Genomic DNA, 15396 nt, shown 5'->3' with positions numbered 1-15396 from the left:
TCGTCAATGCCCGGAACGAGGAAGGTGACACGTGCCACTCGTACGGGCCGACGCGGGTCGTGTGTGGCGCCCCAGCGCCGTCGGGTAGACCGCCTGCGAGAGAGTCGACGGGAGGGGCGAGGCGTGACGATCGGCTCCGGGGCAGTGGTCGGCATCTTCATCCTGGCCACGGGCGCGGCCTTGATGGCGGCGGGTGCCACCTGGAAGGGGCGCGCCGTCAGGCCGTTGTTCCCCAAACGGGCGCGGGCGGTGGCCGAGCGTGCCTCCGCCCGGGCTCTGCTGCGCGCGGCCGACGTGGCGATCGCCTGCGCGCGCGGCGCGGCCGCCCCGGGCGAGCCGGCCATCGTCACGGTCGACGACGTCGTACGGGTGGCCCGGGAGCACTTCGGGCAGGTGGACGTGGAACGGCCACGGGCCGCCGCGGCCCTGCGGCGTCAGTACGAGCGCGGCGCGTGCGCGGCCGACTGCATGACCGACGCCTACGGCTGACGTCCGGCCCTCCGGCCGGTCGGCGGTGGTGCTACGACGGGTCGGCGACGCCTTGGGGTACGGGGGTCGCCTGGTGGTAGTACATGCGCCATCCGGTGCCGTCGGCCGTGCGGCGCCACAGTGAACTGCGGCGGGCGCGGTGTCCGTCGATGACGGTCTCGTAGGTGAGATGGACGATGCCGGGTGCCAGCACGACTCCCGTCATGGCCGAGGGCTCGTGGCGTGGGCCGTCCTCCGTGGCGCCGGCCATCTCGGGCAGTGCGGCGAGCAGGGTGTCGTACGTCCAGCGGCGGCCGGAGGCGCCGATCTCGACGAACTCCGGATCGAGGAGTTCGGCGGCGAGGGACCGGGAGGTGCGGACCGCCGGGTCCATGAGCCGCAGCTCGGCAGCGACGGCCTGCGAGACGGCCTCGGCGTCACCGCTCGCGCCCGGTTCAGCGACGGGGGGCCGGGCGGCGCCGGCCGAGTCGGCGGCCGGGGCGTCCTCGACAGCATGGCGAGCCTCGGCAGCATGGCGAGCCTCGGCAGCCCGGCGAGCCTCGGCAGCCCGGCCGTTCTCGACGGCATGGCGCACCTTGGCAACCCGGGCGTCCTCGGCAGCCTCCGCGTTCCCGTCCCGCTCCCCGCCCTGGCGCCCTGCGCTCACAGCGCGATCCAGTAGCGCCGCTTACGGCCGAGTTCCGTCTCCCGGATGTCCTCCAGAACGCCGCCGTTGCGCTCGATGGTCCGCGCCGAGGCGATGTTGTCGTCGTCGCACGTCACCAGGACACGGTCGAGCCCCAGCGCGCGGGCCTCGGGGAGGACCGCGCCCAGGGCCCAGGTGGCGAGTCCCCGGCGGCGGGCGGAGGGGCGGATGCTGTAGCCGATGTGGCCGCCGGCCCGCAGCAGGATGTCGTTCAGTTCATGCCGCAGATCGATGGCGCCCATGTACGCCCCGTCCTCGACGATCCACCAGTGGGTGGCGTGGACTGAGCCATCGGCGAGCGGCCGGGTGGGGTCGGACTGGTCGCGCAGCCGGCCCACCCACGCGGCGAAGACCTCCGGGATCGCGAAAGCGCCGTCGAGCGCGAGCCGCATGCCGGCGCCGTCCTGGTGGGCACCGGGATTCCACTCGGCATGGGCTTCGAGCCAAGAGGAGTGCAGACGTGCCGTGGGGGCGATCAGTTCGGGCATGCGGGCGACGATAACAGCCCAACGCCCTCGTGATCAGCGGATATCCGGTCCGGCCGCACTCTGCCGCGACGGCGGCTCACGGTCCCGCGTCAGAGGTCAGGTGCCCTGCGCCCTGGCGTACTCGCCGAAGCCGACCCAGTCCAGGGCCACGCACGGTTCGTCACCGAGGACCAGGGCGTCGTGCCCGGGGGTGACCGTGAAGAAGTCTCCCGGACCCACCTCGCCGGACTGGCCGTCGTCCATGACGATCCTCATCCGGCCGCTCACCACATAACCGACGTGGGACGCCTGACAACTGTCGGTGCCCGCGATCGGCTTGACGTGCTTCGACCACTGCCAGCCGGGCTCGAAAACGGCCCGGCCCACCGGGCCGTGCTCGGTGGTGAGCAGGTCCAGCCTGCCCTTGCCTTCCTCGAAGGGGCGGGTCTCATCCGCGGAGTCGAAGCTCCGCCGCATGATTCCGGTCATGATCATCCGCCTCCCGGCGGTGGCGCGTGAGAACCCCGAGTCCTCTTCCAGGCTACGCCGGGCCGGCCCGGCGGGCCGATCGCGGCACATCGGTCCGGCTCCATGTGATCTCTTCGGTGGCCGTTCACCGGACGGTTGGTTCGCTTGGCGGATACCGGCACATCCGCGGGTCGCTTTCTGTGCGGATCCTTTACCGGACAGATCTACACATAAAGGCCAGATAAGAGCACAATGAAACCGCGGCACGATGCCGCAAGCGTGGTCAGACGTGTATGACGCCAGAAGGAGGCGAGTCGTATGTCTGACGTCTCTCACCGTCCCGGTGATATCAGGGGCCACCCTGACGCACCAGAAATGCGTGACCGCTACTCCAGGATGCTCCAGACCCGGGGCGTCACAGCAGTCGAAGAACTCGTGATGCTCGCGGGTGTCTGGGCAGCGATCTCCGCATACACGGTTCACTTCGCAGCCGCCAGGCCAGAACTCGCCCTCAGCAACCTGGTCGTCGGTATCGCGCTCGCGGTCGTCGGCCTGTGTATGTCGATGGCCCCCGAGCGGACGGGCGATCTCAACCTCGCCGTCCTGCTGATGGGCGCCTGGCTGATCATCTCCCCCTGGGTGGTCGTCAGGGACCCCGGCACCGGTGCGATCCTGAGCAACGTCATCACCGGCGCGTGCGTCTGCCTCTTCGCGCTCGTCGCAGGCGGTCTGCTGATGAGCAAGCGGAAGACGTGACGAAACACTGATCCGCTCCCGACCGGCGTCGCATCCGCGTGGATGCGGCGCCGTTCCTTGTGCATTCACGCACACGCGGCACAAACCCAGACACACCGGCGCCCAACGCCCCCTACCAGATAACGAATTGACCCACGCCGTTTCGGCCACATAAGTTCTGCGTAAGCTTGCTCCACAGGGACAGGCCTCCCGCATCACATCCCAGTCCTTGGGGGGACAAAGTGAACTGGTACCTCGACGTTCTCAAGAAGTACGCGGTATTCAGCGGCCGTGCGCGCCGTAAGGAATTCTGGATGTTCACGCTCTTCAGCGTGCTCATCAGCATCGTGCTCACGATCATCGACAGCGCGCTGGGCATCCAGCTGCTCAGCCTGATCTACTCGCTGGCCGTCCTGATCCCGACGCTCGCGGTCTCCGTCCGCCGCCTGCACGACACCGGCCGTTCCGGCTGGTGGATCCTCATCGGCCTGGTGCCGCTCGTCGGCTTCATCATCCTCATCGTGTTCTACGCGAGCGAGGGCAACCAGACCGAGAACGCCCACGGCCCGAACCCGAAGCTCGCGCCCGCGTACTGACGGTAGCCCGCGTACTCGCGGTAGTGCTCCGAAGCCCCCGGAAGATTCCTTCCGGGGGCTTCGCGCATTCCGGACTCCGCCCTGACCAGTGACGATTCGTAGCATTCAGTGGCACCGCCTTGTGCACACCGGAGCGCGACCCACCTCCCCCGCCGCCCCTAGCCTCGCCGCATCAGTACGAAAGTACGAACGAGGGGCGGTACCGATGAACTGGCTCATCCACGACTACCGCGAGAGCGATCTCGCCGCGGTCGTCCATCTGATCGACACCACGGCCGAACTGGGACAGGAGTCGGTCTTCTCCCTCGCCGAGTGCATCGGCGCCCTGACCTCCCGTCAGCCCGCCGTCGTCGCCGTCCACCAGGGCGCGCCCATCGGTGCGGCCCTGGCCTGTGTGGCCGGTGAGCGGGCCTGGGTGATGCGGATCGCCATCTCCTCGGCGTGGCGCGGCCGGGGCCTGGCCAGCGCGCTCCTGGTCGAGCTGGAGCGGCGGCTCGTCGCGGCTCGGGTCGGGCGGATCGCGTACGTACTCCCGGAGGAGGACCTGCTCGGCGAGGGCCTCCTCAACGCCGGCTACACGCGCCAGCCCGCCGTCGCGTACTTCGAGAAGGTCGAGCCGCTGCACGGCCCCGCCGCCAACCTGCTCGACGACCTCGGCGGACGGCTCCTGCCCGGCGACCTGTGGGCCAAGGTGGCCGGCATGGAACGCGAGAAGGACCTGATCGAACGGCGTGTCGTGCTTCCCCTCGCCGAGCCGGAGCGCGCGGCACGGCACGGGGTGCGTCCGCCGCGCGCGGTGGGTCTGTTCGGCCCTCCGGGCACCGGCAAGACCACCTTCGCGCGCGGCATCGCCTCCCGGCTCGGCTGGCCGTTCGTGGAGATCCTGCCCTCCCGCCTCGCCGACGAGGGCAATCTGGCGGCCGCGCTGCGCTCCGCGTTCGCCCGGATCGCGGAGCTGGAACGGGTCCTGGTCTTCATCGACGAGGTCGAGGAGATCGCGCCCGTCCGCTCCGAGCCCGCGCAGCCCGGCGGCATGCACGGCGTGACCAACGAACTGCTCAAGCTGATACCGGGATTCCGTGAGCGCGACGAACGGCTGCTGGTCTGCGCGACCAACTCGATCCGCTCCCTCGACCCGGCCTTCCTCCGTCCCGGCCGGTTCGACTACCTCATCCCCATCGGTACGCCCGACAAGGCGGCCCGGGCCGCGATCTGGGCGCGCTACACCGGCGGCCGGGCCGACGTGGACATCGACGAACTGGTCACGGCGAGCGACCTGTTCACCCCGGCCGACATCGAGCACGCGGCCCGGATCGCCGCCCAGAACTCCTTCGAACGCGACCTCGTCGCGGTGGGGGCACGAGGCGGCGTCGAGGAACGGGTACCGGGCGCGAGCACCGCGGACTATCTGGAGGCGATCGCCCAGTGCCGCCCGACGGTGACGCCGGAGATGATCACTCAGTTCGAGTCGGACATCACCACCCACGCCCGCTTCTGACGCCGCCGGATCCACGCCGCTGCTCACGCGTGATCGGCGCCGCGGCCCCGCCCACCGCTGTCCCTATCCTGGCCACCGAGTGGTTTCCGCCGCTCGGCGACGAACAGGGGGCTGGATTGTGGAGCGGTACGAGGGGCTCGAGATCATGACCGTGACGACGGCCGAGGAGCTGGAGTCCTGGCTGGAGACACACCACGCCGAGGCCCCCGGTGTCTGGCTGAGGATCGCCAAGAAGGGAGCGGGCGGCGAGTCGCTGTCCCTTCCCGAGATCCTCGACTGCATGCTCTGCTTCGGCTGGATCGACGGGCAACGCAAGGGCGGGGACGGCGTGTACTACTTCCAGAAGTACACGCCACGCCGACCGCGCAGCCTCTGGTCGCAGGTGAACGTCCGCAAGGTGGAGGCGCTCCTGGCGGCCGGGCGGATGCGGGAGCCGGGGCTCGCGGAGGTACGGACGGCGCAGGCCGACGGCCGGTGGGAATCCGCGTACCCCTCCCAGAAGGAGGCGACCGTACCGGACGATCTCGCGGCCGCTCTGGCGGCGGACGACCGGGCGCGGGAGTTCTACGAGAGCCTGGGCAAGACCGACCGGTATCTGGTGATCCTGCGACTGTGGCAGGCCCGTACACCGGAGGTCCGGGCCCAGCGGCTGGAGCGGATGATCGCGCGCCTGGCGGCGGGCGAGAAGGTGCGCTGAGGGCGCGCCGGACGGCTCACGCCCTGGGCACGCACTGGGCACGCACTGGTCATGCCCGCTTGCGGTAGAGCACCTGGTGGGCGTCGAACTCCTCGAAGGAGACGGCGTGGGTCATGCCGATGCCCTCCAGGAGCCGTCGAGAGCGGTCGTTCGCGTCCTGGGTCACCGCGACCACGCTCGGCGTGCCCTCCAGGGCCCGTTCGACGGCGGCCGCGACGGCCTCTCGGGCGTAGCCGTGGCCCCAGTGCTCGGGCAGGAACTGGTAGGAGATCTCGGTCTCCCCGTCCCGAGCCCCCCACTCCAGCGTCACCAGGCCCAGCAGCGCCCTGTCCGACTCGCGCACCACCGCATGGACGCCGGGGGCCCCGACGATCCGTCGCTGGCGAATCCGTACGACATGGTCGGCGACCGGGCCGCCCAGGTGGTGACGGACCGTCGGGTCCGTCCACAGCCGCGTGACGGCCGGGACGTCACCGGTGCGCACGGGCCGCAGCAGCAGCCGCCGGGTGGTCAGCGTCCAGGTGGCTCGGTGGCCCGCGGCCGGGGCGGAGGAGGTCGCCATGTCTCGATCATGGCACTCCCGCCGGATCGTGCGCGTCCTGCGGTCGGGGGACGAGATGACGGAGCGTCGGGGCCGCCTTCACGGCGCTCGTACGGGTACGGTGCGCGGGGCGGCCGTAGGCGTGCCCGGTGAGCGGCTCGGAGTTCCGGCCCCAAGGCGGCCCCGCGTCGCCGCCGTTCAGCGCATCCGGCGTTGGAGCGCGGCCAGCGCGCCGGGCTGACGGCCCGGCACCTGGCGGCGCAGGGCGATGAGCGCGGGGCCCAGTTCGCGGGCGCGGGCGGGGTCCTGGATCTGTTCCCACTGGTGGTGGGCCCGGTCGACGGCGCCTTCGACGTCGGGGTCGCCGGGGCCCTGGCGCAGGCCGAGTCGGGCCTGGGCGGCGGCGATCCACAACTCGCAGCTGCGGGCGGGCTCTCCGGCGAGCCGCGCCAGGTCGGCGCGCACCTCCATCCAGTGCACGGCCTCCTGCGAGCGCGCACCGTACCGCCGCAGCGCCTCCCGCTCCCAGGCGGCCGCCACCGCGATGGCCTCCCCGTGCCGCCCGGCCTGCGCCGCGGCGAGGATCTCCCGGTGCGGGTCGTGAGCGGGGGCGACGGCCGGCGCTCCGTCTTGACCACCGGTGCCGTGCGGCGAACGGGACGACGGCGAGGTGGTCGGGGCCGGCTCCGTGGGTAGGGCGATCATGTGGGACGGGGTTGCAGGGGCGCGGGAAGGGCCACCGCCGGGCGCGATCGCCGCGCCCCCCTGCCCCGAAGGCCCCCACGTGCCCGACGGCACGGGCGGCACCACCGGTCCGGGGCCGGCGGCTCCGGACGGAGTCGGCCACGCACCGGTCGGCGCGGCCGGTCCCCTGCGGTCCGACGGCCGGGCCTCGGTGGGCGCAGTCCCTGCCGGAGCCATGGGCACGGACGCACCGACCGCCGCCGTCGCCCCGGACGGCACGGTAGGCACGACACGGTCCGCGAGGCCGCCGGAAGCCGACGACGCCCCGAGCGGGGCGGACGAGGCACCAACCGACGCCGACGCCCCTGCAGGCGGCACGGCGGACGGAGTCGCCCCGTCCGAAGAGACCACGGGCGTCCCTGACGCTCCGAGCGGCGCGGAGGAAATCCCCGGACCGGCAACCACGACCGACGCCGACGCCCCTACGGGCGGCACGACGGGCGGCGTCGCCACCCCCGGGGCACCGGACGGAGCCGCCCCGTCCATGAGCGACCCGGCAGGAGCTCCCGAGCCGGGAAGCCCGGCCGGTGGCGGCCACGCGCTCGGGGCCACGGCCGCGACCAGCGGCCCCGAAGGGGCGGCCCCCGTCCGCGAGTCGCCCGCCGAGGCAGTCTGCTCCGTCACCGTGGGCGCGGAACGGATCGGCGCCGCCGGAAGCGACCCCGCCGCCACACCAAGGGGCGCCCCCGCCGCCGGAAGCGACCCCGCCGCCACGCCAAGAGACGCCGCCGGGGCCCCGCCTCCGATCCCCACCGGCCCGGCCGGCACCCTTACGGGAGCCGATGCACCCCACGCCCCCGCCCCTGTCGGGGCGAGCAGCAGCGCGTCGCCTCCTGCCGTGTGCGCGGCCGCCTCCTCGTGGAGCTGGGCCAGGGGCGGGCGGGCGCCCGTGCGCCAGATCGTGGCGAAGGTGCGGAGGTACTCCGGCGTCGCCGGCTCGCCACGGCGAGGGGCCGGGGCGACGCGCCCGTACAGGAGCGGGCCGGGCCCGAGGGAGAGGAGCCCGGGCGTGGCGGTCAGGCGTTGCCAGAGCTCCGCCTCCACGACCAGGTCCGCCACCACCGTCGTCGTCCCGGGTCCGCGCACCGCGAGTTCCGCCGCGAGCCAGTGCCACGGCAGCCCGGTGTAGCGCAGCGTCGTCGACGTGGTGCGGGCGAGCGCCAGATGCGGCAGGTGCTGGCGGCGGTCCAGGTGGACCTGGCCCGCGAGGTAGACCGCCATCGGCCCCGGCATCGCCGCGGCCGCCCGCAACCGGGTCAGAACGGTCTGCGGGTCCAGCGGGTCGGCCAGTTCGACGACCGTCGCCGACGGCGTGCCGGTCAGCGCGCTCGGAGGCACCGCCGCCAGCGCCGGAAGCACCGACGCCGCGTCCATCGCCCTGCCCCGTCCGGTCGGCGCAGCCGCCAGCAGCACCGCCGTACCCACCGTGTCCACTTCGTCGCTCACCACAGCAGCACCGTAACCCGAGAGCCCGTGGCCGATAATCGGCGGGCCGTTGGCATATGTCAGAAGCACCACCGGATCGAGTGTTGCCAAATCGCTTACGGCCTGCGTCAGCCTGTGCAACAGTCGTGTCCGGGCCTTGTTTTCCACACCTGGCCGCGCCGCGCCTGTATCGGAGTACGACATGCCGTCCCATCTGTTCGCGGACCGTCCCGCCCAGCCGCCGGAGCCCGGCATGGTGGACGCGTTGATCTCGCAGACACGCCGTCTGCGCGGTGACGTGGACGCCGTTCGCCGGGACGCCGTACTGGACGAGGACGACCCCCGGAACCGCTGGCAGCGCGCCCTGTGCGACCTCGCGGTGCACCAACTCGACGACCTGGGCGCCCACTTGAGCCAGCTCAAGGTGGGTCTCCCCGACGAGCTGCCCGCCACGCCCGGTTCCGCCCCCGAGAGCGACACCGGCACCGGCTTCCCGTCCGACCCGGGCGCCGCGTACGGCGATCCCGCCCCGGCGCCCACCGGTTCCCTGCTGAGCCGTGTCGGCAGCGCCGAGTGGAATCTGCTCACCGACGAGGTCAGCTGGTCCGAGGAGCTGTTCCAGATCTTCGGCCGCGCCCCGGAGAACGGCCCCATGTCGCTCGACGAGCTTCCGTCGATGGTCTTCGCCGAGGACCAGCCGCTGCTTCAGGCCATGGTGACGGACTGTCTGATCGACGGGAAGCCGATCGACGGCGAGTTCCGGATCGTCCGTACCGACGCGCGGGTCCGTACGCTGCACATGATGGGAGAGCCGGTCCTCGACGAGGACGGCTCCACCGCCTCCATGTGGGCCGTTTTACGGGACGTCAGCGAACTGCGCCGCAGTGAGCGCGCGGTCCGTGAGTCCCGTGACTCGCTCCAGCGCCGTCGGCAGATCGAGCGCACGGAGCACCGCGTCGCCGTCGAGCTCCAGGAAGCCGTACTCCCGCCCTGGCGCGGTTCGCTCAGCTTCGCCCACGGCGGCCCGGGGGCGCCGCTCGACGTGGCGGGCCACTATCTGCCCGCCTCGACGACCGGTCTGATCGGCGGCGACTGGTACGACGCGCTCGCGCTCCCGGACGGGGACGCGCTGCTGACGGTCGGTGACCTGACGGGCCACGGCGTCTCCGCCACCTCCTCGATGGCGATGCTCCTCGGCGCCCTGCGCGGTATGGCCGTGGCCGGGATCAGGCCGGGCGCGCTGATGAGCCATCTCAACCAGCTCCTCGAGACCGCCGTGCAGCCGGCGCTGGGCAGCGCGATGTGCTGCCGTTACGACCCGGCGAGCCAGACGCTCTCCTGGGCGCAGGCAGGACACCCCGCCCCGCTGCTCTTCCGCGACGGGACGGGGCGAGCCCTGGCCCGGCCCGACGGTGTGCTCCTGGGAGCGACGACCGGGGCCGCGTACGAGGAGGCCGAGGTCCGGCTGCTCCCCGGTGACCTGCTGATCCTGCACACGGACGGGCTGACCCGGGGGACGGGCGGCGCGCAGGACGACTCGGGCACGCGGCGCCTGCTCGCGCTCGCGCCACGACTGGCCGGGGCGCGGGACGCGCAGGACTGCGTACGCTCGGTGGTCGAGGAGTTCGGCGAGGCCCCCCGTGAGGACGACGCCTGTGTGATGGTGGTCCGGGTCGGTCGGTAGGCGCGCGCGACGGCGCCTTGCCTTGGTGGGCATACCGGCGGTTGCCGGTGTGCCCCTTTTTCTCGTCCGTACGGGATGGTTGCCCGCGGTGGGGCCGGGCGGCTCAGACGTCGCCGAACCCGGGACGCTTCGCCGCGGGCTTGGGCAGCGCGAGCGCGATCTCCTCGCGCAGGTCCTCGATCCGGGCGTAGCCCGCGTACTGCCCGGTCAGCCGGTACATCTCGCGCAGCCGGTCCCAGGTGCGGTGCGAGGAGGTCTCCCCCATCGACACCAGTGCGAGCCGGGCGTACCGGTCGGCCTGTTCCGGGTCGTCGGCGATGAAGCACGCCGAGGCGAGCGAGATGTAGTCGAAGAGCTTGGAGCGGTTGTGGCCGCTGCGGCGGAGTTCGAGCGCCAGCTTGGCGTGGCGCTGCGCCGGTACCGCGGCCGCCGGATCGTGCTCGGCGAGGGTGCGGTAGGCGAGGGCCTGCATACCGTGCATGTCCGCCTCGTCGAAGTTCTGCATCCAGCTCGGCGGCTTCTCGTTGTTGCGGTCGGAGACGAAGAGCTCCTCGGCCTCGCCGAGGGTCCGCCTCATGGCCTGGCCCTTGCCCATCGACGCCTGCGCCCACGCCTCGATGGTCTGCAGCATCGCCTGGGTGCGCGGCAGGACTTCCTCGCCCGAGCCGGACTTGGCGAGCTTCATCAGGTCGAGGGCCTCGTCGGGCCGGCCCAGGTGGACCATCTGCCGGGCGGCGCGGGAGAGCGCCTCCCCGGCGCGCGGCCGGTCGCCGCCCTCGCGGGCCGCGTGGGCGGCGATGACGAAGTACTTCTGGGCGGTGGGTTCGAGGCCCACGTCGTGGGACATCCAGCCGGCGAGGACCGCAAGATTGGCGGCGACGCCCCACAGGCGCCGCTGGAGGTGGTCGGGGTGACGGTAGGCGAGCATGCCGCCCACCTCGTTGAGCTGGCCCACGACCGCCTTGCGCTGGAGGCCGCCGCCCCGGGAGGCGTCCCACGCGCGGAACACCTCCACCGAGCGCTCCAGCGCCTCGATCTCCTCCGACCCGATGGGGGCGGCCTCGTAGCGGTCGAACCCGGCGGGGTCGGCGTGCAGGGGGTCGGTGCCACGCGGAAGGTCGGTCTTGCGTGCGGGGTCGGTGTGGAGCCAGTCGTGCATGGCGTTGCTGAGTGCGGCGCCCGCGGTGAGCGCGGCGCCCGCGCCCACCAGGCCGCGTCGGTTGAGCATGAGGTCCATTCCCGTGAATTCGGTGAGGACCGCCGCCGTACGCTCGGGCGCCCATGGCAGCCCGTCAGGGTTGTCGTCGTTCCTGACGTTCTGCCGTTTCCCGGCGCGCCCGTGTCGTACGAACCCGAGGTCCTCGATGGTCACGACACGGCCGAGTCGCTCGGTGAACAGTGCTGCCAGCACCCGCGGAACGGGATCGCGCGGGGTCTCCCCCATGTCGATCCACCGCCTCACCCGCGAGGTGTCGGTCGCCAGCTGCGGGTGGCCCATGGCCGCCGCCTGCCGGTTCACGAGTCTCGCGAGTTCGCCCTTGGACCATCCGGTGAGGCCGAAGAGGTCCGCCAGGCGGGTGTTGGTTTGTCCGGTCACGTCTAAGCCCCCAGGTTCTCGGCTGAGTTGACAGTAACCCCCTGTCATAGGGCTGGCGACTATTCGCCAGGGTTCGCCAGGGTGCGCCCGATGTTCCGCCACCCGCGCCCGGGTGTCAGGTAGGAACGCGCCACCCCGCCTTGGCAACCGGCCCTCATTCCCCAGGGTGCGGACCGGAGGCCGGGCGGGGCGACGCACGCAACTCGTCGGCACACGAAGGGATCTGTCTCCTCCATGTACACAGCATCGTCCTCCGTGTCCGCCCCGCCCCGGCCGCAGCACCGTTCCGTGCCGGCCGGCAGCGGACCGTATCTCGCCCCCGCGGCCCAGCCGGTACGGGCCCGGCGCTGGGCGGGGGGTGTGCCCCAGGCGCCCAGTGGGAGAATCGATCTGTCCGGCCCGCAGGGCGCTCAGGTGCGGATGGCCATCGCGTCCGTCCACCGGATCTGCCCGGAGTTCAACCCGGTGCAGGTGCTGCGGCGCAGTGGCCGTTCGGTCCTCATCGTGGGGACGACCGGGCGGACGACGGCGGTCGCGAAGTGTTTACTGGACCATTCCCCCGCGTGGGTCGAGCGGTTCCAGCACGAAATAGCTTCTTACCGCGCCTTCGTCCGGCACCGCCCGCCGGTGCGCGTTCCGCGGCTCGTCGCCGCGGACCCGGAGAACTGTGCGCTGGTGATCGAGCGGATGCCGGGACGGGCGGCGGCGCTGGCGCGCCACCCCGTGGAGGCTCCGCCCCGGGCGGACATCCGTGCGGCGCTCGGCGCGATCGCCCGGCTCAACGCCTGGCGTCCGCCGGCCGGGACCTTCGACGCGCCGCTCGACTACGGGTCGAGGATCGCGCGCTACCACGAACTGGGTCTGTTCACCGACCGTGACCGGGACGATCTGCAGAAGCTGCTGCACGGTCTGGCGCACGCGGGCGGCCGCCAGGGCATGGGCCAGTTCTGCCACGGCGACGCCCTCCTCTCCAACATCCTCCTCTCCCCCACGGGCCCCGTCCTCGTCGACTGGGAGCACGCGGGCTGGTATCTGCCCGGGTACGACCTGGCGACGATGTGGGCGGTGCTGGGCGACGCTCCGCTGGCCCGGCGCCAGATCAGCCAGCTCGCCCAGCAGGCGGGACCGGCGTCGCGGGACGCCTTCCTGGTGAACCTGATGATCGTGCTGACGCGGGAGATCCGAACGTACGAGACGGCCGTGCAGCGCACCATCAAGGAGGCGCCGCCCGCCGGTTCCGTTCCCGTCCCCTCCGGTGCGGTCTCGCCCGGTGAGGAGCAGCGGCTGCTGTTGCGGCGGCTGCACGACGACTGCGCCATGGCACGGCGGGCCGTGCGCGCCGCGGTCGGCACGCGTTGACGGCGCGGCATGTGTTGACGGCGCGGCCACGCGTCGACGGCGCGCGCACGCCGGCCGGATCCACGGGGGATCGCTCCACGCGCCCGGTGCCGACACATCGGGCGCGAGGGGCGTCATCGATTCCGGGCGCCGCGCGGCACCGGCATTGGTCCACTCCACTGACGCGCCGCAGGCCCGGGCCATGCCGTCGCGAAACTCCGTGAAACGGCCTCTGACATGGGAAATCCCGTGTCGGACAGAGTGATTGACGGATGGTCGGTGAGCCGATACCCCTGTACGGGTTCGGCCCCCGCCCCCTCACTCCCCCCCCGTTCCGGAGGCTGCCTTGCACCGTTCCGCCGCACGCAGACGTGTCCCCCGAGCGGTGTGCGCCCTGGCGTCCGCCGCTCTGCTGTCACCCCTCCTCGTCGCCGCCCCGTCGGCCACCGCCGAACCGCGGGAGGCCGCCTCGCTGCAGCGCCAGTTCGCGGCGGCCGCCGCGCGCCAGGGCGTTCCGGAGAGTGTTCTCCTCGCCGTGTCGTACCTCCAGTCGCGGTGGGACGGGCACGGAGGGGCGCCGAGTGTGACGGGCGGCTACGGCCCGATGCACCTGACGGACGCCGTGACCGCGCTCGCCCAGGCCCCGCACCACTCGCACGGGGAGGAGGACGCGCGCGGCGACGACTCGCGTACCCCTCGTCATGGCGCGGAGGCGCCGACCCCGCTGCCGACGGCCGCCGATCTCCCGGCGCGCCTGAGGACCCTGGACCGGGCGGCGGCCGTGTCGGGAATCCCCGCCGAGGAGCTGCGGACGAGCACCGCGGCGAACATCGAGGGCGGGGCCGCGCTGCTCGCCGCGGCCCAGCGGGAGTCGGGCCGGCCGCTGAGCGCCGACCCGGCCGACTGGTACGGCGCGGTGGCGCGCTACTCCGGCGCGGACGACCGGGCGACGGCGACGACGTACGCGAACGACGTGTACGACATCATCCGCGACGGTGAGACCCGTACGACCGACAGCGGGCAGGTGGTCACGCTGGCTGCCGACGCGGACATCGCCCCCGAGACCGGGCAGGTGGAGTCCCTCGGACTGCGGACCGCCGACTCCGCGGGGACGGAGTGCCCGCGGACGGTCGCCTGCGAGTGGATCCCGGCGCCGTACGAGGAGTTCGGCGACGGGGACTACGGCAACCACGACAAGGCGAACCGGCCCGCGTCCCAGTCGATCGACTACATCATCGTCCACGACACCGAGGCCACCTGGGACGTCACCCTGAAGCTGGTGCAGGACCCGACGTACGTGTCCTGGCAGTACTCGCTGCGTTCGTCGGACGGGCACATCGCCCAGCATCTGCCGCTCAAGGACGTCGGCTGGCACGCGGGCAACTGGTTCGTGAACGCCAAGTCGGTGGGTCTGGAGCACGAGGGCTTCCTGACCTCGCCCGACTCCTGGTACACGGAGGCGATGTACCGGACGTCGGCGCGGCTGGTGCGTCATCTCGCCAAGCTCCACGACATTCCGCTGGACCGGCAGCACATCCTCGGCCACGACAACGTGCCGGGCACGGTCGCCTCGACGATCCGGGGGATGCACACGGACCCGGGCCCGTACTGGGACTGGGCGCACTACTTCCAGCTGTTGGGACGGCCCTTCACGCCGAGCGCGGGCCCGGACGCGGGGGTGGTCACGATCCGGCCGGAGTACGCCGCGCACCAGCCGGTGTACACCGGCTGTGTGAAGGCGGGCCAGGCGTGCGCGCCGCACGGCAGCGGCGCGGTCCGGCTGCACACCGCGCCGGGCGCGGACGCCCCGCTGGTGAAGGACATCGGTCTGCGGCCGGGCGGTCAGGACTCGACGACCGGGGTGAACGACACCGGGGCGCGGGCGTCGACCGGCCAGCAGTACGCGGTGGCGGAGCGCCGGGGTGACTGGACGGCGATCTGGTACCTCGGGCAGAAGGCGTGGTTCCACAACCCGAAGGGGGAGCCGACGGCGGTCGGCGCGCGGGGGTGGGTGCTGACCCCGAAGGACGGTGCCGCGCAGATCCCGGTGTACGGGCGCGCCTATCCGGAGGCGTCGGCGTATCCGCCCGGTGTCCCGGTGCAGCCGGTGTCGCCGTTGCCGTACAAGCTGCTCGCGGGGCAGCGGTACGTGGTGGGCGACCGCACGCCGGGCGAGTACTACTTCGCGCCGGCGTTCGACCCGGCGGGCCACCAGGTCGTGCGGGGCGAGGAGGAGTACTACGAGATCCAGTTCGGGCACCGGGTCGCCTTCGTGAAGGCGGCCGACGTGCTGGTGTCCCGCGTCTGAGGCCGGCGGCGAGGTCGGTCTCGGGGTGTCGCCGGCCTCGCCCGGCCAGAAGATCAGCCTCTTCCGGCCCGTCGTCTACGACGGGAGCGCCCTGGTCCTGTACGCGCTCAGGCAGGAGATCGGC

The 15396-nt window shown here is 72.5% G+C and carries 14 protein-coding genes; 8 read left to right on the top strand and 6 right to left on the bottom strand.

Going from position 1 to position 15396, the window contains the following annotated elements; translation table 11 throughout:
* Positions 1–123 precede the first annotated feature (123 nt).
* A complete protein-coding gene (locus tag ACIRB4_RS23600; protein WP_403294116.1) occupies positions 124–489 on the top strand; it encodes a hypothetical protein in 366 nt (121 codons plus the stop codon).
* A gap of 31 nt (positions 490–520) precedes the next feature.
* Here ACIRB4_RS23600 and ACIRB4_RS23595 read toward each other — a convergent pair whose 3' ends face one another.
* The 3 genes from ACIRB4_RS23595 to ACIRB4_RS23585 all read right to left on the bottom strand — a co-directional run bounded on the left by ACIRB4_RS23595 (position 521) and on the right by ACIRB4_RS23585 (position 2130).
* Complete coding sequence (locus tag ACIRB4_RS23595; RefSeq protein WP_403294314.1) at positions 521–871, bottom strand: DUF4440 domain-containing protein; 351 nt, start codon at positions 869–871, stop codon at positions 521–523.
* Between the two features lie 260 nt (positions 872–1131).
* Positions 1132–1662: a GNAT family N-acetyltransferase gene (locus ACIRB4_RS23590; protein WP_403294115.1), complete on the bottom strand. Its 531-nt coding sequence runs from the start codon at positions 1660–1662 to the stop codon at positions 1132–1134.
* Positions 1663–1758: 96 nt separating this feature from the next.
* On the bottom strand, positions 1759–2130 hold the full coding sequence (locus tag ACIRB4_RS23585) for a cupin domain-containing protein (RefSeq protein WP_403294114.1): 372 nt from the start codon (positions 2128–2130) through the stop codon (positions 1759–1761).
* Positions 2131–2484: 354 nt separating this feature from the next.
* Between ACIRB4_RS23585 and ACIRB4_RS23580 the strand changes: the two genes are divergently transcribed.
* From ACIRB4_RS23580 to ACIRB4_RS23565, 4 genes are all read left to right on the top strand, one after another.
* A complete protein-coding gene (locus ACIRB4_RS23580; protein ID WP_403294113.1) occupies positions 2485–2865 on the top strand; it encodes an SPW repeat protein in 381 nt (126 codons plus the stop codon).
* Between the two features lie 221 nt (positions 2866–3086).
* Positions 3087–3440 (top strand): DUF805 domain-containing protein, encoded by a 354-nt coding sequence (locus ACIRB4_RS23575; RefSeq protein WP_403294112.1) that lies wholly within the window; start codon positions 3087–3089, stop codon positions 3438–3440.
* 205 nt (positions 3441–3645) lie between these two features.
* On the top strand, positions 3646–4938 hold the full coding sequence (locus ACIRB4_RS23570) for an ATP-binding protein (RefSeq protein ID WP_403294111.1): 1293 nt from the start codon (positions 3646–3648) through the stop codon (positions 4936–4938).
* A gap of 145 nt (positions 4939–5083) precedes the next feature.
* The gene (locus ACIRB4_RS23565) at positions 5084–5635 is read left to right on the top strand and encodes a YdeI family protein (protein ID WP_403294110.1); all 552 of its coding nucleotides are present in this window, start codon (positions 5084–5086) and stop codon (positions 5633–5635) included.
* Positions 5636–5684: 49 nt separating this feature from the next.
* Here ACIRB4_RS23565 and ACIRB4_RS23560 read toward each other — a convergent pair whose 3' ends face one another.
* Together ACIRB4_RS23560 and ACIRB4_RS23555 are read right to left on the bottom strand one after the other, a co-directional pair.
* Complete coding sequence (locus tag ACIRB4_RS23560; protein ID WP_403294109.1) at positions 5685–6197, bottom strand: GNAT family N-acetyltransferase; 513 nt, start codon at positions 6195–6197, stop codon at positions 5685–5687.
* 177 nt (positions 6198–6374) lie between these two features.
* A complete protein-coding gene (locus tag ACIRB4_RS23555) occupies positions 6375–8366 on the bottom strand; it encodes a hypothetical protein (protein ID WP_403294108.1) in 1992 nt (663 codons plus the stop codon).
* Between the two features lie 181 nt (positions 8367–8547).
* On the opposite strand from ACIRB4_RS23555, the gene ACIRB4_RS23550 reads away from it, so the two are divergent.
* Positions 8548–10029, top strand: coding sequence for a PP2C family protein-serine/threonine phosphatase (locus tag ACIRB4_RS23550; protein WP_403294107.1), 1482 nt, complete (start codon positions 8548–8550; stop codon positions 10027–10029).
* Positions 10030–10132: 103 nt separating this feature from the next.
* On the opposite strand, the gene ACIRB4_RS23545 is transcribed toward ACIRB4_RS23550, so the two are convergent.
* Entirely contained in the window at positions 10133–11626 is a 1494-nt protein-coding gene (locus ACIRB4_RS23545; RefSeq protein ID WP_403294106.1) for a hypothetical protein, read from the bottom strand.
* A gap of 234 nt (positions 11627–11860) precedes the next feature.
* Between ACIRB4_RS23545 and ACIRB4_RS23540 the strand changes: the two genes are divergently transcribed.
* Positions 11861–12985: an aminoglycoside phosphotransferase family protein gene (locus ACIRB4_RS23540; RefSeq protein ID WP_403294105.1), complete on the top strand. Its 1125-nt coding sequence runs from the start codon at positions 11861–11863 to the stop codon at positions 12983–12985.
* 325 nt (positions 12986–13310) lie between these two features.
* Positions 13311–15272, top strand: coding sequence for an N-acetylmuramoyl-L-alanine amidase (locus tag ACIRB4_RS23535; protein ID WP_403294103.1), 1962 nt, complete (start codon positions 13311–13313; stop codon positions 15270–15272).
* Positions 15273–15396: the final 124 nt, after the last annotated feature.

This window comes from Streptomyces sp. NPDC093600, from assembly GCF_044764755.1.
In the GTDB taxonomy this organism is placed as follows: Bacteria; Actinomycetota; Actinomycetes; order Streptomycetales; family Streptomycetaceae; genus Streptomyces.
This window is presented reverse-complemented; position numbering and strand designations above follow the sequence as displayed.

Excerpts from the sequence above, each read along its gene's own strand:
- ACIRB4_RS23580 (WP_403294113.1), top strand. The coding sequence starts at position 2,485 with ATGCGTGACCGCTACTCCAGGATGCTCCAGACCCGGGGCGTCACAGCA.
- ACIRB4_RS23570 (WP_403294111.1), top strand. The coding sequence starts at position 3,646 with ATGAACTGGCTCATCCACGACTACCGCGAGAGCGATCTCGCCGCGGTC.
- ACIRB4_RS23585 (WP_403294114.1), bottom strand. The coding sequence starts at position 2,130 with ATGACCGGAATCATGCGGCGGAGCTTCGACTCCGCGGATGAGACCCGC.
- ACIRB4_RS23540 (WP_403294105.1), top strand. The coding sequence starts at position 11,861 with ATGTACACAGCATCGTCCTCCGTGTCCGCCCCGCCCCGGCCGCAGCAC.
- ACIRB4_RS23565 (WP_403294110.1), top strand. The coding sequence starts at position 5,084 with ATGACCGTGACGACGGCCGAGGAGCTGGAGTCCTGGCTGGAGACACAC.
- ACIRB4_RS23550 (WP_403294107.1), top strand. The coding sequence starts at position 8,548 with ATGCCGTCCCATCTGTTCGCGGACCGTCCCGCCCAGCCGCCGGAGCCC.
- ACIRB4_RS23590 (WP_403294115.1), bottom strand. The coding sequence starts at position 1,662 with ATGCCCGAACTGATCGCCCCCACGGCACGTCTGCACTCCTCTTGGCTC.
- ACIRB4_RS23560 (WP_403294109.1), bottom strand. The coding sequence starts at position 6,197 with ATGGCGACCTCCTCCGCCCCGGCCGCGGGCCACCGAGCCACCTGGACG.